Source organism: Prauserella shujinwangii, from assembly GCF_003001955.1.
Taxonomy (GTDB): domain Bacteria; phylum Actinomycetota; class Actinomycetes; order Mycobacteriales; family Pseudonocardiaceae; genus Qaidamihabitans; species Qaidamihabitans shujinwangii.
Genome location: NZ_PVNH01000015.1, coordinates 78,635 through 96,888 on the forward strand (window position 1 = coordinate 78,635; position 18,254 = coordinate 96,888).

The 18,254-nt window shown below is 74.7% G+C and carries 20 protein-coding genes and 1 pseudogene; 16 read left to right on the top strand and 5 right to left on the bottom strand.

Annotated elements, in window-relative coordinates; genetic code table 11:
• The first annotated feature begins 44 nt into the window (after nucleotides 1-44).
• A complete protein-coding gene (locus tag B0I33_RS30635; RefSeq protein ID WP_245901184.1) occupies nucleotides 45-308 on the top strand; it encodes a hypothetical protein in 264 nt (87 codons plus the stop codon).
• A complete protein-coding gene (locus tag B0I33_RS29190; protein ID WP_245901185.1) occupies nucleotides 290-931 on the top strand; it encodes a F510_1955 family glycosylhydrolase in 642 nt (213 codons plus the stop codon). Before B0I33_RS30635 ends, B0I33_RS29190 begins: the two co-directional genes overlap by 19 nt.
• 59 nt (nucleotides 932-990) lie before the next feature.
• Here B0I33_RS29190 and B0I33_RS29195 read toward each other — a convergent pair whose 3' ends face one another.
• Nucleotides 991-1,737 (bottom strand): phosphodiesterase, encoded by a 747-nt coding sequence (locus tag B0I33_RS29195; protein WP_106182493.1) that lies wholly within the window; start codon nucleotides 1,735-1,737, stop codon nucleotides 991-993.
• 194 nt (nucleotides 1,738-1,931) lie between these two features.
• Between B0I33_RS29195 and B0I33_RS29200 the strand changes: the two genes are divergently transcribed.
• Nucleotides 1,932-2,942 (top strand): LacI family DNA-binding transcriptional regulator, encoded by a 1,011-nt coding sequence (locus B0I33_RS29200; protein ID WP_106182495.1) that lies wholly within the window; start codon nucleotides 1,932-1,934, stop codon nucleotides 2,940-2,942.
• Nucleotides 2,943-2,961: 19 nt separating this feature from the next.
• Nucleotides 2,962-3,978, top strand: coding sequence for a Gfo/Idh/MocA family protein (locus tag B0I33_RS29205; RefSeq protein ID WP_106182496.1), 1,017 nt, complete (start codon nucleotides 2,962-2,964; stop codon nucleotides 3,976-3,978).
• On the opposite strand, the gene B0I33_RS30130 is transcribed toward B0I33_RS29205, so the two are convergent.
• A complete protein-coding gene (locus B0I33_RS30130) occupies nucleotides 3,975-4,124 on the bottom strand; it encodes a hypothetical protein (RefSeq protein WP_219927286.1) in 150 nt (49 codons plus the stop codon). The genes B0I33_RS29205 and B0I33_RS30130 overlap by 4 nt on opposite strands.
• Here B0I33_RS30130 and B0I33_RS30255 point away from each other — a divergent pair.
• The 12 genes and pseudogenes from B0I33_RS30255 (at nucleotide 4,113) to B0I33_RS29255 (ending at nucleotide 14,256) form a co-directional block, all read left to right on the top strand.
• Nucleotides 4,113-4,325, top strand: coding sequence for a hypothetical protein (locus tag B0I33_RS30255; RefSeq protein WP_146147580.1), 213 nt, complete (start codon nucleotides 4,113-4,115; stop codon nucleotides 4,323-4,325). The two genes, B0I33_RS30130 and B0I33_RS30255, sit on opposite strands and share 12 nt — an antisense overlap.
• 272 nt (nucleotides 4,326-4,597) lie before the next feature.
• Entirely contained in the window at nucleotides 4,598-4,912 is a 315-nt protein-coding gene (locus B0I33_RS29785) for a hypothetical protein (protein WP_146147581.1), read from the top strand.
• 59 nt (nucleotides 4,913-4,971) lie between these two features.
• On the top strand, nucleotides 4,972-5,589 hold the full coding sequence (locus tag B0I33_RS29210) for a TetR/AcrR family transcriptional regulator (protein WP_245901187.1): 618 nt from the start codon (nucleotides 4,972-4,974) through the stop codon (nucleotides 5,587-5,589).
• Nucleotides 5,590-5,616: 27 nt separating this feature from the next.
• Nucleotides 5,617-6,807: pseudogene (locus B0I33_RS29215) on the top strand (cytochrome P450); the annotation flags it as partial.
• 160 nt (nucleotides 6,808-6,967) lie between these two features.
• The gene (locus B0I33_RS29220; RefSeq protein WP_106182499.1) at nucleotides 6,968-7,606 is read left to right on the top strand and encodes a hypothetical protein; all 639 of its coding nucleotides are present in this window, start codon (nucleotides 6,968-6,970) and stop codon (nucleotides 7,604-7,606) included.
• 28 nt (nucleotides 7,607-7,634) lie between these two features.
• Nucleotides 7,635-8,108 carry a nitroreductase family deazaflavin-dependent oxidoreductase gene (locus B0I33_RS29225; RefSeq protein WP_106182501.1) on the top strand — a complete coding sequence of 158 codons (474 nt, stop codon included), beginning with the start codon at nucleotides 7,635-7,637 and terminating at the stop codon, nucleotides 8,106-8,108.
• A gap of 82 nt (nucleotides 8,109-8,190) precedes the next feature.
• Entirely contained in the window at nucleotides 8,191-8,373 is a 183-nt protein-coding gene (locus B0I33_RS29230) for a hypothetical protein (protein WP_106182503.1), read from the top strand.
• A 118-nt stretch (nucleotides 8,374-8,491) separates the two neighbouring features.
• A complete protein-coding gene (locus B0I33_RS29235) occupies nucleotides 8,492-9,163 on the top strand; it encodes a helix-turn-helix transcriptional regulator (protein ID WP_106182505.1) in 672 nt (223 codons plus the stop codon).
• A gap of 2 nt (nucleotides 9,164-9,165) precedes the next feature.
• The gene (locus B0I33_RS29240) at nucleotides 9,166-10,134 is read left to right on the top strand and encodes a pyridoxal-phosphate dependent enzyme (RefSeq protein WP_245901188.1); all 969 of its coding nucleotides are present in this window, start codon (nucleotides 9,166-9,168) and stop codon (nucleotides 10,132-10,134) included.
• Between the two features lie 102 nt (nucleotides 10,135-10,236).
• Nucleotides 10,237-11,082 carry an ABC transporter ATP-binding protein gene (locus tag B0I33_RS29245; protein WP_181193498.1) on the top strand — a complete coding sequence of 282 codons (846 nt, stop codon included), beginning with the start codon at nucleotides 10,237-10,239 and terminating at the stop codon, nucleotides 11,080-11,082.
• 55 nt (nucleotides 11,083-11,137) lie between these two features.
• Complete coding sequence (locus B0I33_RS29250; RefSeq protein WP_106182508.1) at nucleotides 11,138-12,127, top strand: ABC transporter substrate-binding protein; 990 nt, start codon at nucleotides 11,138-11,140, stop codon at nucleotides 12,125-12,127.
• Nucleotides 12,124-14,256 carry an iron ABC transporter permease gene (locus B0I33_RS29255; RefSeq protein ID WP_106182510.1) on the top strand — a complete coding sequence of 711 codons (2,133 nt, stop codon included), beginning with the start codon at nucleotides 12,124-12,126 and terminating at the stop codon, nucleotides 14,254-14,256. The genes B0I33_RS29250 and B0I33_RS29255 overlap by 4 nt, the downstream gene beginning before the upstream one ends.
• A gap of 40 nt (nucleotides 14,257-14,296) precedes the next feature.
• Here B0I33_RS29255 and B0I33_RS29260 read toward each other — a convergent pair whose 3' ends face one another.
• The 3 genes from B0I33_RS29260 to B0I33_RS29270 all read right to left on the bottom strand — a co-directional run.
• A complete protein-coding gene (locus tag B0I33_RS29260; RefSeq protein ID WP_106182511.1) occupies nucleotides 14,297-15,664 on the bottom strand; it encodes a PepSY-associated TM helix domain-containing protein in 1,368 nt (455 codons plus the stop codon).
• Nucleotides 15,665-15,776: 112 nt separating this feature from the next.
• Nucleotides 15,777-16,322, bottom strand: a complete 546-nt coding sequence (locus B0I33_RS29265) for a hypothetical protein (protein ID WP_245901190.1) — start codon at nucleotides 16,320-16,322, stop codon at nucleotides 15,777-15,779.
• Nucleotides 16,323-17,507: 1,185 nt separating this feature from the next.
• Nucleotides 17,508-18,254 (bottom strand): HNH endonuclease (locus B0I33_RS29270; protein WP_146147582.1); only part of this gene is annotated, 747 nt, incomplete at its 5' end.

Below are 18,254 nucleotides of genomic sequence, written 5' to 3' on the forward strand. Positions count from 1 at the left end.
CCGGTACTACTACGCTGGATAGCAGCGAACAGGATGGAGCTCCCGTGGCACGACCCTCCCGGCGGACCGGACAGCGGCTCGCCACCCTCCTCGCCGCCGGACTGCTCGCCGGGGCGTGCGGCGGCGGAACGGGCGACGAGCACGCGCACCAGCACGACGCCGCCCACGAGGCCGGGACCGGAACCGTGTCGCTCGAGCACATCCACGGGCTGGGCGTCGATCCCGCCGACGGCACCCTGCACGTGGCCAGCCACCACGGCCTCTTCCGGGTGAGCGGCGAGGGGATCCGGTGCGGATCGCCGGGCTGACGCAGGACTTCATGGGCTTCACCGTGGTCGGCCCCGGCCACTTCCTCGGCAGCGGGCACCCCGGGCCGGATGACCGGGAGCAACCGTCGCACCTGGGGCTGATCGAGAGCACCGACGGAGGCGAGAGCTGGCGGCCGGTGTCGCTGTCGGGCGAGGCCGACTTCCACGCCATGGAGGCCGCACACGGCCGGGTCTACGGCTACGACAGCGTGTCCGGCCGGTTGCTGGTCAGCGAGGACCGGCAGACCTGGGACCCGCGCGCCGACCTGGCGCTCGCCGACCTCGCCGTGTCGCCGGACCGGCCGGAGGAGGTGATCGCGACCACCGAACAGGGGCCGGCCCGCAGCACCGACGGTGGCCGCACCTTCGCCCCGGTCGGCGGCGCACCGGTGCTGGTGTACCTCGACTGGCCCGCGAGCGGCCGGCTGGTGGGCGTCGCCCCCGACGGCGCGGTGCACGTCAGCACCGACGGCGGCGGGACGTGGGCCCGGCGCGGGCAGGTGCCGGGTACACCGCAGGCCCTCACCACGCACGGCGGTGCCGAGGTGTACGTCGCCACCGGCACCGGCATCCACCGTTCCACCGACGACGGCCGCACGTTCCGCGTGTTCCAGGAGCTCTGACCCCGAGCCGCACCCGAACGCGGCACTCGCGGTGCTGAGCGGCGAACTCGCGGGCGGGCTCAGGGCACGACGCGGTAGTGCGTGGTGACGCGCAGGTCGTCGCCCACCACGTGGAAGGCGAGCATCGGCGGGAGCGCCGGGTCGAAGAGCTCGCCAGGCTCCCAGGGCAGCCGCAGCGTGGACGCCACGCCGGGCGCGACGAGCACCGGCCTGCCCGCGAACGTGCTCGCCGCGGGGGTGTGCGCGTGGCCGCACAGGATCGCCGCCACCCGCGGGTGCCCGGCGATCACCCGGGCGAGCCGGTCCTCCTCGCGCAACCGGATCTCGTCGATCACGGGACTGTGCAGCGGCACCGGCGGGTGATGCAGGCAGACGAAGACGGGTTTGCCGTCCTCGTCCGCTGCCGCCGCCAGCGTCTCCCGCAGCCAGGCGACCGTGCCGTCGTCGAGGAACCCCTCGCTGCGGCCGGGAACCGTCGAGTCGGCCAGCACGTACACGGCGTTGCCGGTGGTGTGCACGGAGTTCACCGGCGCGTCGTCCGCCGCCTCGCCGAGCAGCACGCTCCGGAACGGTGCCCGCCGGTCGTGGTTGCCGGGGCAGGCCAGCACGGGCACGTCCGCCGTCAGCAGCGCCCTGGCCTGCTCGTACTCGGCGGGCTCACCCTGGTCGGCGATGTCCCCGGTGACGAGCACCGCGTCCACCGGTCGCGGCAGCACGCGGAGGTAATCCATCACGCGGGCCGTCCGGTCGGCCTTCCGTTCCGTGCCGTCGAGATGCGTGTCGCTGAACTGGGCCAGGACGAACATGGGCTGCCTCCGGTCGGGTGGTCGGGACGGGTTTGCTGCGAGCTCAGTGCGGATTCGGTGCGAACGTAGCCGCCGTCCCCCGCGCGCGTCGATCGAGATTGGAGCGCTCTATTGAGTAGAGCGCTCCAACGCGGTAGCGTGCCGCTCGACACAGCCGGGCACGCCGTCGTGCCATCGCCTTCCCGGAGGGACCGTTGGCCGGACCGACCATGGAGGACGTCGCCGCCAGGGCCGGTGTCTCCCGCGCGCTGGTCTCGCTGGTGTTCAACGATTCCCCGAAGGTCAGCGAGCGGCGCAGGGCGGCCGTGCTCGCCGCCGCGGCCGAACTCGGCTACCAGCCGCACGCGATGGCGAAGGCACTGGCCAGCCGGACGTCCACGGTGCTCGGCGTGCTCGTGTCCGACCTCCGCAACACCTTCTTCGCCGACGTCATCGAGGGCCTCGACGGAGCCGCCACGCAGGCCGGCTTCGAGCTCGTGCTGAACACCGGGTCCCGCAGTCCCGCCAGGGAGGCCGACGCCCTGCGCCGCCTGCTGTCGTTCCGCCCCGCGGGCGTGGTGCTGCTCTCCCCCGTGCTCGCGGCGTCCGCGATCGCCGCGGCGGCGCGGCGCGTCCCGGTCGTCCTGGTCTCCCGCGGCTCCCGGCAGCCCGGGGTGGACACCGTGAACGACGACGGCGTGTCCGGTGCGCGCCTCGCGGTGGAGCACCTGATCTCGCTCGGGCACCGCCGCATCGCGCACCTGGACGGCGGCACCGCCACGGCGGCCGCCGCCCGGCGGAAGGGCTACCGGCAGGCCATGGCGGCGCACGACCTGCCGGCCCGAGTGCTGCCGAGCGAGCACACCGACACCGCGGGCGAGAAGGCCGTGCGCGCCCTGCTGGGCACAGTGGAGGGTGATGACGTGCCCACCGCGCTGTTCGCGGGCAACGACTTCAACGCCTTCGGCGCCATCTCCGCGCTGGAGGAGGCGGGCCTGCGGGTGCCGGAGGACGTCTCCGTCGTCGGCTACGACAACACCTCGCTGGCCGCGCTGCGCCGCGTGTCGCTGACGACGGTGGACCAGCCCCGGATGGAGATGGGCAGGCTCGCCGTGGAGACCCTGCTCGAACGCGTGCGCGGGGAGCGCGCCGAGCCCGTGCGGCAGCTGCTGCGGCCCACTCTCGTCGTCCGCGGGACCACGTGCCCGCCGTCCGGATCCGACTAACAAAGCGGAGGAGCAGCACATGCGCCTGGGACTCGCCGGCACCGGCCGGATCGGCACCGCTCACGCGGAGACCCTCCAGGGGATCCCCGGCGTGGATTCCGTCGTGGTCGCCGACGTGGACGTCACCCGCGCGCGGACGGCGGCCGCGAAGCTCGGCACGGACGTCGTGGACAGCGTCGACGAGCTGTTCGCCCTGCGGCCGGACGGGCTCGTGGTGTGCGCGGCGACCGACGCCCACCCGGAGCTGATCATCCGGGCGGTGACCGAGGGAATCCCCGTGTTCTGCGAGAAGCCCGTCGCCGCCGACGTCGCCGGGACGCTGCGGGTGATCGAGCGCACCCGGTCCTCGGACGTGCCGGTGCAGATCGGCTTCCAGCGGCGGTTCGACGCCGGTCACGTGGCCGCGCGGGAGGCGGTGTCGGCGGGGCGGCTCGGCAGGTTGCACACGGTGCGCTCCACCACCCTCGACCCCGCTCCCCCGACCGCCGAGTACGTGCGCCACTCCGGTGGGCTGTTCCGGGACTGCTCGGTGCACGACTTCGACGCGATCCGGTGGGTGACCGGCCGCGAGGTGGCCGAGGTGTACGCGCTGGGCACCAACAACGGTGCCACGTTCTTCGCCGAGGCGGGCGACGTCGACACCGGTGCCGCCGTCCTCACGCTCGACGACGGCACGCTCGCACTGGTGTCCGCCACCCGGTACAACGGCGCGGGCTACGACGTCCGGATGGAACTGTTCGGCTCGGCCGGCAGCCTCGCCGCCGGCCTCGACCGGCGCACCCCGCTCACCTCGGCCGAACCCGGCGTGCCCGCCCAGGCCGGGCCGCCGTACCCGCATTTCCTGGACCGGTTCCGGGAGGCCTACGTGCGCGAGCTGACGACGTTCACCGAGGTCGTCGCGGGCCGGCTGCCGAGCCCGTGCACGCCGGCGGACGCGCTGGAGGCGTTCTCCGTGGCGGAGGCGTGCGAGCGGTCGCGGGCCGAGCGGCGTCCGGTGCGGCTCGCCGAGGTGCGGCGCATCTCGCGGCACACCTAGCCGCGCCCGGCCGTGCCGGGCGCCTCGCCCGGCGGGAGGTCCCCGAGCCCGGCCAGCAGCGTGCGGAGCAGCCGGGCGAGGTCGGCGCGCTCGTCCCTACCGAGCGCGGCCAGCAGCGACTCCTCGTTGCCGAGATGCCCCGCCACGACCTCGTCCACCAGTTCCCGGCCCGGTCGGTGAGCGCCACGAGCACGCTGCGGCGGTTGTCCGGGTCGGTCTGGCACCGACGAGCTCGTGGTGGACGCCCGGGCGAGTCGGCCATCTCCGTGGCGGACCTCGCCGTGGCCCTGCTCGACGAGACCGAGCGGCCCCGCCACCGCCGGCGGAGGTTCACCGTCGCCTACTGAGACCTGCGCGGACATGCGCGACCGTCCTGACCGCCACGCCGCGACGGTCGCGAATGTGACCTGAGTCACGCATGCTGGCGGGATGTCCGACGACACCTCCGCCGAACCCGCGGGCACGGACGTCCGGTCGAGCGCCCGCGGCTGGCACGGCATCCAGCTCGCGGCACTCGGCTTCATCGGCCTCTGCGGGGTCCTCCAGCGCGACCGCGACCTGCCGTTCCCACTCGAGGTGGCGGCCGCCGCACTGGCCCTGGCCGCGCTCACGCTCGCGTGTGCGGCGACCGTCCTCGTCGGCTCCGTGGCGTGGCGCTGTCCCCGCCGACCGGGAATCCACGGGGCGGCTGCGCGCGGGGATCGCGCTCACTTTCACGGCCGTCGCCGCGGTCGCCCTCTCAGCGAGCGCGGGCTGGTGGCCCACCCCGCACGCGGCCTCCTCGCTGGTCGAGGCGCGCGACACCGCGGGCAGGACATGGTGCGGCCGGCAGGTGGAACCGGCGGGTGGCGGGCTGTCGCTGGAGACGTCCGGCCGCACGGTGTCGCTGCCACCGGCCGTGGTGGCGGAGCTCCGCCCGGTCACCGGCTGCTGATCCGGCAGGCCGCGCGCACTGTGTGGACCGGGTGGTCCACACAGTGCTAGCCTGCAGCCGTGAATAGCAGGTCGATCGACGAGATGGCGCCGGAACGCCGTCGGCGACTGCTGGCGACGGCGGCCAGGGAGTTCGCCGTCGAGGGTTATCGGCAGGCCTCGCTCAACCGGATCATTCGCCTGTGCGGCTTGAGCAAGAGCTCGTTCTACTACTACGTCCGGTCCAAAGAGGAACTGTTCGAGCTGGTGGTGGACCAGCTGTCCGCCCAGCTCGCCGACGAACTCTCGGAAACGGGACCGGACGATTTCCGCGACGATTTCTGGGCGACCGCCGAGCGATTGTTACGCCGCCTGCTGGCCGTCGCCGAGCGCGAACCGCTGCTGACCGACCTGGGCCGGATGTTCTCCCTGCCGGGCGCCCCGGCGGGGCCGGAGTCCGCGGTCGGCCGGGCCACGGCGGCCGCGGAGTCCTGGCTGGACCGTGTCCTGGCGGCGGGCCGGGCGGCGGGAACCGTGCGCGCCGACCTGCCACCCGGCCTGCAACGGCACGTCACGTTCGCGGTGCTGCGCGCACTCGACGAGTGGACGTTGCGGCACCAGGACCTGTCCGACCGGCGCGGCACCGAACCGCTGCTGCGTGCCCAGCTCGACCTGCTGCACCGCCTGCTCGCGCCGTGACGGGTGCACCGAGGAAAGGAACCGGCGATGACGCTCGACCAGTCCACCGGGACGGACCGCATCCCCGCGATCACATACCCGCCCGGCGAACTGCTGGCGTGGGCGCACCGGCGGTTCGGCCCCGTCGTGCGGCTGGGCGCGGGGCGGCGGAGGTTCGCCTACCTCCTCGGTCCCGAGGCGAACCGGTTCGTCTTCGCCCACGACGACCTGTTCCGCGTCCAGGAGGCGTTCGCCGGCCTGGTTCCCGTCGACGGTCCCACGTCACTGATCGTGTCCGACGGCCCGGACCACCGGCGGCGGCGCAGGCTGGTGCAGCCCGCGTTGCAGCACCGCCGTGTCGGCGGCTACCTGCGGATCATGGCCGACTCCGCCGACGAGGCGATGGCCACCTGGCACGGGGGCACCCGGGTGGACGCCTACCAGGCTTTCCGGGCGGCGATCCGGCGGAGCACCGTACGGTCCCTGTTCGGACCGCGGCTGGCGCGCGGCGCCGAGGCGCTGTCGGCGGACCTGCAGCCGCTGCTCGACCTGGTCGACCGGCTCCCGGAGGTCGTGAGCCTGCACCGGAGGCTGCGCACCCCGCGGTGGCGGCGGGCCGCGGCGGCCAGGGCCCGGGTCGACGCCCGCATCCACGCGGAGATCGCGCTGGTCCGGAAGCACCGTGGGGAGGCGGGCGGACATGTGCTGGCCGCACTGGTGCACGGGCGCGACGGCGACGGCGACGGCCTGTCCGACGACGAGGTGCGTGACCAGGTGGTCACGCTGATCGCCGCCGGGTACGAGACGACGAGCGCGGCCATGGCGTGGATCCTGCACGCGCGCGGCACGCATCCGCGGGCCAGGGCGGAGGCCCGCCGGGAGGTGGCCGCCGTGCTCGGTGACCGGCCGCCGGAGGTGGACGACCTGGCCCGGCTGCCCTACCTGCGGGCCGTGATCACCGAGGGCCTGCGGCTGTACCCGCCCGCCGTGCTGTCCGCGCGGCACGTCGCGGCGGACTTCGCGTTCGCCGGGCACCGGATCAGGGCGGGCACCACCGTGCTCTACAGCCCGTACGTCACGCACCGGTCCACTGCGGTCTACCGGGACGCGCGCGCCTTCCGGCCCGAGCGATGGCTCGGCCGGGACGGCGAGCCCGTCCGGCCCGCCCCGCACGAGTGGCTGCCCTTCGGCGGCGGTACGCACCGGTGCGTCGGCGCCGCCATGGCCACCACCGAACTGTGCGCGCTGCTCGCCCGCTTCCTGGCCCGCCACGACTACCGGCTCCCGCCGCAGCGGATCACCCCGACCGGATTCGCCGCCATGCGCCCGAAACACGGCCTGTGCGTGGAGATCGCCTGGCCACGCCAGGCCGACCAACCCAGGATGACGAGGAGGCACGATGACCCGTCCGGCCACCACCGAGAACGGCCCGCCGGAGGGACTGGCGCTCGACTGGCGGATCCCGCCGACCCCGCCGGGCGCCGTGCGCCGGTTCTTCGGTCCCGGCCGTGGCCGCGCGGAGAACGTCGTCGAGCTCGCGGGTCAGCTGACCGGCACGGCGTTGCTGGCCGCGTACCTCGGGCACACCGGGGGCTGGAGCGGGCGGTCTCCGCTGGAGCTGGCCGTGCTGGCGGTCATGGTCGTCGACCTGGTCGGCGGGGTGCTGACCAACGCGACCAATCCGGCGAAGCGCTGGTACCACCGGCCGGGCGCGGGCACTCGGCGCCGCCTGCTGTTCGTGGGCTCCCACCTGGCGTACCTGGTCGCGGTGCCGCTCGTGCTGGACGCGGGCGGCTGGGTCTGGTTCGCGGGGAACGCCGCGCTGCTGCTCGGCTCCGCGATCCTGCTGGAGGCGCTGCCGGTGCACCTCAAGCGGCCCGCGGCGATGGGCCTGTACCTCGGCGCCGTGCTCGTCAACCTCACGTGGCTGCCGCTGCCGGCCGCGCTGCTGTGGTTCCCGGTGCTGTTCTATCTCAAGCTGCTGGTCTGCTTCCTCGTTCCCGAGGCGCCCCTCGTGCGCGCCACCACCACCCGTTGAGCACCAGCCCCGGCACCGAGGAGTCACCGTGGAGATCGTCAAGCGCGTCCGCCCGCCGAGGGGCCTCGCCAGGCTGCTGTTCCGGTTGCCGGTCCACGTCTACCGGCTGGGACTGGGCAGGATCTTCGGCACCCGGATGATGCTGCTGCACCACACCGGCCGGGTTTCCGGCCTGCCCCGGCGAACCGTCGTCGAGGTGGTCGAGCGCGACCCCGGTGGTTACGTGGCCGCGTCCGGGTTCGGCCCGAGGGCGGACTGGTACCGCAACGTCCGGGCGAACCCGGACGTCACCCTCCAGGTCGGCGGGCGCACCGTGCGGGCCACCGCACGGCCGCTGCCCGAGGCCGAGGGCGGCGAGGTGATGGCCCGCTACGGGCGGCGGCACCCGCGGGCCGCGCGGCGGCTGAGCGGGCTGATGGGCTTCGCCGTCGACGGGACCGAGGCCGACTACCGGGAGCTGGGCCGCCAGATCCCGTTCGTCCGCTTCGAACCGGGTGACTGACCGGCCGCCCGCGCAGCCCGGTGGCGGCCGTTTCGCCGGCCCCGGACGGGGAACCCCGTGCTCCCGGCGGAAGGAGCCAGCCATGCAGGACGACGAGCGCCACCGGAAGGACGCCTCCGGCCTTCCCGTGCCCGACCCGCCCGAGGGCGGACCGAACCGGGACGACGACAGCCCCGATCCGGCCGACCTCGCACCCGGCTTCGGTGGCACGTCGCGGACCCGGCCCCCGAGCACCGACGAGGACGAGGACGAGCCGACCGGGTGACCGAGGTCCCCGCGACCTGAGGGGCATGGCCCGGCCACGGCATCTCCCCCGTCGTGTTGGACGTTTCGTCCAGTGCGTTATACGCTGAGTCCAAACTCGGCGGGCGAACGGGGCGGGCATGGACGCGGAACGGGACGCGATACTCCGCGCGCTCGGGCCGGTCGCCGACGGCATCGCGGCGACGCTCGGCTCGTTCTGCGAGGTGGTGGTGCACGACTTCCGGCGGCCCGAACGCTCCGTCGTCGCCATCGCGGGCTCGGTCACCGGGCGCGGGGTCGGCGGTGCGATGAGCGAGATCGGCATGGGCCTGCTCGCGCGCGGCGACGACGCGGCCGACGAGCTGAACTACGTCACCCGGACCCGGGACGGCAAGCTGGTCAAGTCGTCGACGATGGTCCTGCGCGACAGCACCGGCTCGGTGTTCGGTGCGCTGTGCGTCAACCTCGACCTCACCGCCGTGACCCAGGCGCACGGCGTCCTCGCCGAGCTCACCGGCGTGACCACCGCGGCGACCGTGCCGACCACGACGTTCGGCGACGACATCGACGCCGTGGTCGACGCGGTGGTGGACGCCCACCAGCTGCGGGAGGGCAGGCCGTGGGCCGAGCTCAGCCGGGCCGAGCGGCTGCGGCTGTTCCGCGGGCTGCACGAGCGAGGCGTGTTCGCCGTGCGCCGGGCCGTCCCGCAGGTCGCCGCACGGCTCGGCATCTCCCGCGCCTCCGCGTACAACTACCTCGCCGAAGTGCGCCAGGAGTCCACTTCGGATGGTTCGGTCCCCCAGGAAGGATGACCATGTCCCCCACCGCCCCGGTCACGCTCGACGACGTCCGCGCCGCCGCCGCGCGGATCAAGGAGGCCGCGCACCGCACCCCCGTGCTGCGGTCGCGCACACTCGACGCGATCGCCGGTGCCGAGGTGTACCTCAAGTGCGAGAACTTCCAGCGGATCGGAGCGTTCAAGTTCCGCGGCGCGTACCACGCGATCTCCCGGCTCTCCCCGGAGCAGCGCGCGAAGGGCATCGCCGCCTACTCCTCGGGCAACCACGCCCAGGCGGTCGCCCTCGCCGCCAGGGAACTCGGCGGCACCGCCGTCATCCTGATGCCCGAGGACACCCCGGAGTCCAAGCGGGACGCCGTCGCGGGCTACGGCGCGGAGATCGTCACCTACGACCGCTACACCGGCGACCGGACGGCGATCGGGGAGGCGCTGGCCGCCGACCGGGGCCTCGCGCTCGTCCCGCCGTACGAGCACCCGCACGTGATCGCCGGTCAGGGCACCGCGGCCCTGGAGCTGATCGATGAGGCGGGTGAGCTCGACGCGCTGCTGGTACCGGTGGGCGGCGGCGGCCTGATCGCGGGCAGCGCGACGGTGGCCAAGGGACTGCGCGGCGGCGGCCTCGGCGTGCTCGGGGTCGAGCCGGCGGCGGGGGACGACACCAAGCGGTCGCTGGAGGCGGGCAGGCGCGTGCCGATCCCGGTGCCGCGCACGATCGCCGACGGCCAGGCCGCCGACATCCCCGGCGAGCTGACGTTCTCGATCAACCAGCGGCTCGTCGACGGCATCGAACTGGTCACCGACGAGCAGATCCGGGAGGCGATGCGGTTCGCCTTCGAGCGCCTCAAGATCGTGCTGGAGCCCAGTGGGGCCACCGCGCTGGCCGCCGTGCTGGGCGGCGCCGCACCGCGCACGGCCCGCCGCGTGGGCGTGCTCCTCTCCGGCGGCAACATCGGCGCCCGGCGGTTCGCCGAGATCTGCGGCTGACGGCGTTCCGCTCCGGCACAGGTCACAGCGGCGAGGCTGGACAGCGCTCTCTCGGTTGTTTAGGTTAGCCTCACTTAATCAACCGAGTGATCGAGGTGCGGGGTGCTGGACAGCGGAAAACCGGACGGCGAGCCGGGCGGGGCCACGGTCAGTGGCTCCCGGCTGGACATCGGCTACCACGGCACCCGGGTCGTCCACGGCGCGTCGATCGAGCTGCGGGCGGGCCGGGTGACCACGCTCGTCGGTCCCAACGGCAGCGGGAAGTCGACCCTGCTGCGGGCGCTGGCGCGGCTGCACCGGCCGGACCGCGGTGAGGTGCGGCTGGCGGACGGCACGTCGGCCTTCGCGTTGTCCGCCAAGGAGTTCGCGCGCCGGGTCACGCTGCTCGCACAGAGCAGGCCGACGCCGAGCGGGGTGACCGTCGCCGACGTCGTGGCCTACGGCCGCCACCCGTATCGCGGGCGCTGGCGTGGTGACGACCCGGAGGGGAGCCGCGCGATCGCCCGGGCCATGGAGGTCACCGGCGTCACCGGCATGGCCGACCGCCCCGCCGACCAGCTCTCCGGAGGGGAGCTGCAACGGGTGTGGCTCGCGACGTGCCTGGCGCAGGACACCCGCGTGCTGCTGCTGGACGAACCCACGACCTTCCTCGACCTGCGGTACCAGGTGGAGATCCTCGACCTGGTCCGCGAGCTGGCCGACGACCACGCCGTCGCGGTCGGTGTGGTGCTGCACGACCTCAACCAGGCCGCCGCGATCGGCGACCACGTGGTCCTGCTGCACGGCGGTGTGGTGCGAGCCGGCGGAACGCCTGCGGAGGTGCTCACCGGCGAGCACCTCACCGAGGTGTACGGCATCCGGATCGAGGTCGACACCGACCCCGCGACGGGAACGCTGGTCGCCCGCCCGGTCGGCAGGCACACCCGGCGGACGGCCGTGCCCCGGTAGCACCCGGCCCGCCCGAACACCACCACGAATCCCTGTCAGCGAACGGAGTTCTGTCATGCCCGGAAAACGCCTCGCCGCGCTCGCCGGCTGCGCCCTGCTGCTGCTCGGCGCGTGCGGCACCACCGAACCGCCCGCGGAAGGCGACCGTTCCCCGGCACCGGCGGGGGCCTCCGGCGGTCCGGTCACCGTCACCGACAGCCGCGGTGCGGAGATCACGCTCGACGCGCCCGCCGAACGGGTCGTCGCGCTGGAGTGGGCCGAGGCGGAGATGCTCGTGACCCTCGGCGTCATGCCCGTGGGCGTCAGCCAGGTCGAGGACTACGGCAAGTGGGTCACCGCCGCGAAGCTCGACGCGAGCGTGCGCGACGTCGGTACCCGCGCGGAACCCAATGTGGACACGATCGTCGGTCTCGAGCCCGACCTGGTGGTGATGGAGGGCTACCGCAGTGCGCCCCTCGTCGAGCAGCTGGAGCAGTACGTGCCCGTGCTCGTCACCGAGGGCAGCGACGCCGGGGACAACCTGAACCGCATGCGGGACGACTTCACCATGATCGCCGAGGCCGTGGGCGAGCGGGCCGAGGCCGAGCGGGTGCTGTCCGGCTTCGACGCCGCGCTGGCCGAGACCAAGCGGAAGATCGCCGACGCGGGCGCGGCCGGCGAGTCCTTCGTCATCGCCGACGGCTGGCAGGAGGGCAACGCGATCGCGATCCGCCCCTACGGCGAGGGCGCGCTGGCGTCGCAGCTGGCCATCGCGGCCGGGCTGCGCAACGCCTGGCCCGGCGAGGTGGACAAGGTGTGGGGGCTCGGCCAGACCGATGTGGAGGGTCTCACCACGATCACCGACGAGGACGCGCGGTTCCTCTACAGCGCCTCCGGCGGCGAGGACGTGTTCGCCGATGGGCTCGCGGACAACGCGATCTGGAAGTCGCTGCCGTTTGTGCGGGCCGGGCACGTGCACCGGATGAGCGACGGTATCTGGACGTTCGGTGGCCCGGCGTCCAGCGAGCAGTTCCTCGATGAGCTCGTCTCGGTCTTCGCCTCGTGAGCTCGACGGCCACGGCCGAGGCTCCCGGATCGTCCGACCCGGACCTCCGGCCCGCTCCCCCGGAACGCCCGGTCCCGGCGGCGCTCGCGCTGCTGGCGGCCGGGCTCGCCGTGGTCGCGCTGTCGGCGGTGCACCTCACCCAGGGCACGTCCGCCGTCGGGGCACTGGACCTGCTCCGGATCGCCTTCGGCGGCGACGACCAGGACGCCGCGCGCGTGCTGGTCGCGTCCCGGCTGCCCCGGTTGCTCGCCGGGGTCGCGGTCGGGGTGGCGCTCGGCATCGCCGGGGCGGTGCTGCAGTCCCTCGCCCGCAACCCGCTGGCCTCACCGGACACGCTCGCGATCAACGCGGGAGCGCATCTGGCCGTGGTGCTCTCCGCGGCGTTCGGGTTCTCGCTCGCGGCCGGGGTCCCCTTCCTCGGTGGCATGGCCACGCTGAGCGTGGCGTTCTTCGGCGGGCTGGCCGCGGCCGGGCTGGTGCTGCTGCTGTCGGCCGGCGGGGCGTCGGGCCCGACCCGGCTGATCCTCGCCGGTGCCGCGATCGCGCTGGCGCTCAACGCGCTCACGATGCTGTTCCTGGTGCTGAAGGAGCAGGAGACGGTCGGCCTGTTCGCGTGGGGCAGCGGCTCGCTCGTGCAGATCGACCTCACGGCCGTCACGCAGACCGCCCCGGTGATCGCGCTGGCGGTGGCGGCCTGCTTCCTGCTGGGGCATCGCCTGGACATCCTCGCGCTCGGCGACGACACCGCGTCGGTGCTCGGCGTGCCCGTGCGGCGGACCCGGCTGGCGGCGACGCTGCTCGCGGTGCTGCTGGCCACCTCGGCGGTCACGCTCGCCGGGCCGATCGGGTTCGTCGGGCTGTGCGCGCCCGCGATCGTCCGGCTGCTCGGCTCGCGGATCCCGCGGCTGCACCGGCACCGGCTGCTGTTCCCCCTCGCGGGGCTCACCGGCGTGGTGGTCGTGCTGGCCGCCGACGTCGCCGTCCGGGCCGCGCTCGGCGGTCAGGCCGGGGTGGACATCCCGACCGGCGTGGTCACCACGATCGCCGGTGCGCTGCTGCTGGTGTGGCTGGCCCGCGGGTACCGCGGCTCCGGACCGGCGCGGCAGCGCCCGGCCGCGCACGCGGGCACGGTCCGCGGCGGGCGGGCGGTGGCGCTGGTGCTGGTCGCGCTGTCCGCGCTCGTGGTGGCCGCACTGGCCGCCGGGATGCTGCTGGGCGACACGGGCGTGCTCACCGGGGACATCGTGAACTGGATGCGGGAGCGCACCGGTCCCGCGCTGACGTTCGTCCTCGACCAGCGGTACCCCCGGGTGCTGGCGGCGCTGCTCGCGGGCGCGGCGCTGGCGGTCGCCGGGGCCGCCGTCCAGGCCGTCTGCCGCAACCCGCTGGCCGAGCCGGGACTGCTCGGCATCACGGCAGGCGCCGGGGTCGGTGCCGTCGCGCTGATCACCCTCGTGCCGCTCGCGGGGGCGTGGACGCTGTCCGCCGTCGCGGGTGGGTGCGCGGTGCTGACGTTCGCCGCCGTGTACGGCCTGGCCTGGCGGGCCGGGCTGGACTCCGACCGGCTCGTGCTGATCGGCATCGGGGTGTGGATGGGCGGCAACGCCCTGATCACGTTCCTCATCGTCGCGTTCGACCCGTGGAACACGGCGAAGGCGCTGACCTGGCTGTCCGGATCGACGTACGGGCGGACCCCCGCGCACCTGCTGCCCGTCGCGGTGGCCCTGGTCGTGCTGGTGCCCGTGATCGCCCTCGCCCACCGTGAGCTCGACGTGCTGGCCCTCGACGACGACACCCCGCGTGTGCTCGGGATCCGGCTGGAGCGCACGCGTCTCGTCGTGCTCGGCGCGGCGGCGCTGCTCACCGCCACCGCGGTCGCGGCGGTCGGCGTGATCGGCTTCGTCGGTCTCGTGGCACCGCACATGGCCCGCGCTCTGGTCGGCGGCAGGCACTCGCGGGTCATCCCGGTCGCGGCCCTGCTCGGCGCGCTGCTGATCTCGCTGGCCGACACGCTCGGCCGCACGGTGATCGCCCCGGCCCAGATTCCCGCGGGGCTGCTCACCGCGATGGTCGGCACGCCGTACTTCGTGTGGCTGCTCTGGCGGACCCGCGCCGCCGCGGCCCGGTGACGGCCGGGTGGCGGCCCCGGCGGCCGCCACCCGGCCGTGGTCACCCGCGCGCCCGCCGTGCCGCGCGCCTGCCCAGCGCGAGATCGACGAGGAGGAACGCCACCAGGCTGAGGCCCAGCAGCGGTGCGAACCAGCCGACGAGGGCCACCACCACGGCGCCGCAGGCGAGTGCCGCGGGCGGGACGCGCCGCCACTGCCCGCGCGGGATGGCGGGGCCGAACGCGAGGCCGGTGGCCCTGGTCGGCCTGCGCTGCCACCACAGGCGGTAGCCGAGCACGACGAGGGTGGCGAGGCCGAGGCCGAGTGCCGCGAGCAGGACCTGGTTCGGCCAGCCGAACAGCACGCCCATGTGCGCGTCGATGCCCCAGCGGGCCAGCTTGGCCGCCAGCGGGTAGTCGGCGAAGCGCACCTCGTCGACGACGCCGCCGGTGCCCGCGTCCACCGCCACCGCGTCGACCTGCGTCGGCCAGCCGCGGTCGATCTCGGTCACCGACCAGGTGCCGCCGGGCTCCGCGGGTGGCTCGAGTTCGACGCGGCCCGCGTCGATCCCCGCCGAGCGCGCGACCGCCAGCACCCGGTCGACGGCCGCGGCGGGGTCGCCTCCACCGCCGGTGTCCCCCGGCGGGGCGCCGTGGCCCGCATGCTCGGCCGTCCCGGTCTCGAGCGACGGCGTGCTCCAGCTCAACGCGGCGCGCAGGTCGGCGACGTTGGCGCCCGCGTACGTCGACCAGGTCAGTCCCGTCGCGGACAGGAACAGCGCACCGACGAGCAGCCACGCGCCGAGCGTGCCGTGCCGGGCGAGGGTGCGGGCGCGTGGGGTCCGGTTCGGGCGGGTGGCGCGGCGGCGCGTCACCCACAGGACGAGACCCCCGAGGGCGACGACCCACAGCCACGAGGCCGCGAGTTCGCTGTAGAGCCTGCCCGGTTCGCCGAGGAGGAGGTTGCGATGCAGCTGGTCCAGCGTCATCCGCAGCGGGAGGACGCCGCTCGTGCCGTAGGTGGTGAGGTCGCCGGTGACCTCGCCGGTCCCGGGGTCGACGAAGACGGTCCGCCACTCCGAGGAGCCGAGGGCGTCGTCGGCGAAGAGGACCCTGGTGGTGTCGCCGCGCTCCGGCGCGGGCCGCACGGCGTGCAGGTCACCGCCGGGGACGGCGGCCTGCGCGGCGCGGACCTGCTCGGCGAGCGGCAGCGGCTCGGCGGTGGAGGTGGCGGTCAGCTCGTCGCTGTACAGCCACGACTCGAGTTGCGGGGTGACCGCGTAGAGGACCCCGGTGAGCGCGGCGACGAGCACGAACGGCCCGACGAGCACACCGGCGTAGAAGTGCAGGCGCAGCACGAGGCCGCGCCAGCCGCCGGGCCGTCGGCCCCTGGCGGCCGCGGCCGGTTCGGTGGCGGTTTTCTCGGACATGACAAGGACGCTCCGTTTCGCGCGTTCCGCGCGTTCTGGGGTGTTCCCGTTTCCGCGCAGGGAAAGGGCCGCGCGGGCGGTGGCTCCGCGCGGGTGGGTGGACGGTGGGTGACTAGAGCGTCCCCGGCGGGCCGCGCCGGGTGTGCACGCGCCGGTGCAGGATGTCGGTGATCGTCGGCTGCCGCGGCGGCGCCGGGCACCCGGCGGGGCGCCCGTCGGTCACCGGCAGCGGGCCGAGGCGGCGCGGCAGGCGTGCGGCCAGCGCGGCGAGGAGCGCGAACAGGACACGTTCCGCCCGGGTCATGGCCACGACCGTCACGGCGGTGGCGAGCACGTGGGCCAGCAGCATGGGGACGGGTTCGTGACCGGCGGCATGGTGCGCGTGACCGGAGGCGGTGAGCGAGAGGGCACCGTGCAGCGCCGCCTGCCCGGCGACCACCAGCGCGAGGATGGCGAGCGGACCGCGTTCGCGCCCGCCCAGCGCTGCGGCGGCCACGCCGACGGCGACGATCAGCGCCGCCACCTCGGGTGCGCCGGGCAGCGCCCCGCCGGCCCCGGCGTGGGCGAGGACCGCCAGCGCGCCCGTGGCCACGCCCGCCGTCGCCGCCCGCACCACGCGAGCGGTGCCCCTGACGAGGGCGGCGCGGGGCGACGACATGGCCGGAGAATAACGAACAGATGAAGTCGGCAGTACCGCCGCGCGTCGGTCGCCGCCCCGGCTCCGCGTCGGTCACCGCCCCGGCTCCGCAAGGAACGGCGCCCGGCCGGGTTCGGGACCCGCCGGATTCGGCACCCACCGGGTTCGGCACCCACCGGATGCGGCGCCCGCCGGGTGCGGCACCCACCGGATGCGGCACCCACCGGATGCGGCACCCACCGGGTTCGGCACCCACCGGATGCGGCGCCCGCCGGGTGCGGCACCCACCGGATGCGGCACCCACCGGATGCGGCACCCACCGGATGCGGCACCCACCGGATGCGGCACCCACCGGATGCGGCACCCACCGGATGCGGCACCCACCGGATGCGGCACCCACCGGATGCGGCACCCACCGGATGCGGCACCCACCGGATGCGGCACCCGGCCGCATCGGTGACCAGCGGACCCGATGTGCACGGTTCGGTGTCGATCGGTTCGGTCAGCCGGGCGGATCAGCGATGACGCGGACCGGCCGCCGAGCGGGGCGGCCGCCGAGAGAGGCGGTGCTGAGGGTTCAGCAGTCGGGCGGATCGCCGCGGCCATGCCCGCGAGTGCCGCATCCAGACAGACGAATGCTGCGTTCCGGCACGCGAGTGCTGCACTCAGACACGCGAGTGCCGCGCCCAGACACGCGAGTGCCGTGTTCGGGCACGCGAGTGCCGCGCTCAGGCAGGCGAAGCCTGCGTTTCGGGCGGCCGAGTGTCGCGCTACGGCGCCCGAGATCCGCGCTTGGCTGGGACGTGCAGCGCTCAGGCACGCGAGCGCTGCACCCAGGCAGGCGAGTGCTGCGCTCAGGTGGGTGCTGCGCTCGAGCACGCGAGTGCCGCGCTCAGATGGGCGGGTGCCGCGCTCAGGTGGGCGGGTGCTGCGCTCGGGTGGGCGGGTGTGGCTTTTTGGGCTGTGGGGGTGGCGTTGCGGAGTTCGGGTCTGGCACCGCTGGTGCGCGGGTGTCGTGGCCGGGTCGGCATGGCCTCGGCCGGCGGCGGCTGGGTCGCTGCCCGCGCTGTGCCGGGGATGCGGCGGAGGGCGGGGCACGGTATGCGGTGCGGCGTCGCGCGCGGGGTGGCGCGTGCCGGTGCCGCCCGGGTCTCGCGGGGTGCGGTGGGTGGCTCGTTGCCCGCGTGAGGCGCGGGGATGTGGCGTTCACCGCTCACTGTGGCGGGGTTCGTGGAGGGGTTCGGGGTCGCTGGTGAACGTCGCTCCGGCCGGGGTGGTGACGGTGAGCCGCCCGGTCTCGGGGCACAACTGGTGGTGCCAGGTGGGGGTGTGTTTGGTGCGGTGGTGGCGGCGGCAGTAGCCGACCAAATTCTTGGTGTCGGTGGTGCCGTTGCGTGCGCGGGGGTGGGCGTGGTCGAGGTCGCCGAACTGCGCCGGACGGCGGCAACCCGGGTGGCGGCACACCCGGTCCCGCACCCGCACGAAATCATCCGTCACGGCCGGTGGCCGGTAGCGTTGGCGTCCGGCGTCGACGGGCGCGCCGGTGGCGGGGTCGGTGATGATCCGCCGCCACGTACTCCCCGGCTCGTGCGCCAACTGGCGGGCCAGCCACGCGGGGATCGGGCCGTGCCCGGCCACCTCCGCAGGCTCAGCGTTGAGCCCCGCGAGGGTGGTCAGGTCGACATAGATATGGATGTCGGCTTTCGGGCCCGCGGGCAACCCGGCGCCGGTGAGCAGGGTGTCGGCCAGCACGTCGGCCCGCAGCTGATCCAGGGTGCGGGTTTCCCCGGCGCTGCGGAGTTTGCGCGCGGTGTGGTCGAGGCGGGCGTAGATGCTGCTGGCCACCTCCACCGGCAGGTCCGCCACCAGCGTCGCCATCCCGTCCTCACCGTGCACCAGCTCCACCCGCCGCTCAGCCCGCCGACGCCGGGCCCGCACCGCAGCACCCCCGGG

Bases quoted from the DNA above. Each gene is read 5' to 3' on its own strand.
- B0I33_RS29205 (WP_106182496.1), top strand. From the start codon at position 2,962: ATGCGCCTGGGACTCGCCGGCACCGGCCGGATCGGCACCGCTCACGCG.
- B0I33_RS29230 (WP_106182503.1), top strand. From the start codon at position 8,191: ATGCAGGACGACGAGCGCCACCGGAAGGACGCCTCCGGCCTTCCCGTG.
- B0I33_RS29235 (WP_106182505.1), top strand. From the start codon at position 8,492: ATGGACGCGGAACGGGACGCGATACTCCGCGCGCTCGGGCCGGTCGCC.
- B0I33_RS29260 (WP_106182511.1), bottom strand. From the start codon at position 15,664: ATGTCCGAGAAAACCGCCACCGAACCGGCCGCGGCCGCCAGGGGCCGA.
- B0I33_RS29195 (WP_106182493.1), bottom strand. From the start codon at position 1,737: ATGTTCGTCCTGGCCCAGTTCAGCGACACGCATCTCGACGGCACGGAA.
- B0I33_RS29220 (WP_106182499.1), top strand. From the start codon at position 6,968: ATGACCCGTCCGGCCACCACCGAGAACGGCCCGCCGGAGGGACTGGCG.
- B0I33_RS29250 (WP_106182508.1), top strand. From the start codon at position 11,138: ATGCCCGGAAAACGCCTCGCCGCGCTCGCCGGCTGCGCCCTGCTGCTG.
- B0I33_RS29240 (WP_245901188.1), top strand. From the start codon at position 9,166: ATGTCCCCCACCGCCCCGGTCACGCTCGACGACGTCCGCGCCGCCGCC.
- B0I33_RS29265 (WP_245901190.1), bottom strand. From the start codon at position 16,322: ATGTCGTCGCCCCGCGCCGCCCTCGTCAGGGGCACCGCTCGCGTGGTG.
- B0I33_RS30255 (WP_146147580.1), top strand. From the start codon at position 4,113: ATGCCCCGCCACGACCTCGTCCACCAGTTCCCGGCCCGGTCGGTGAGC.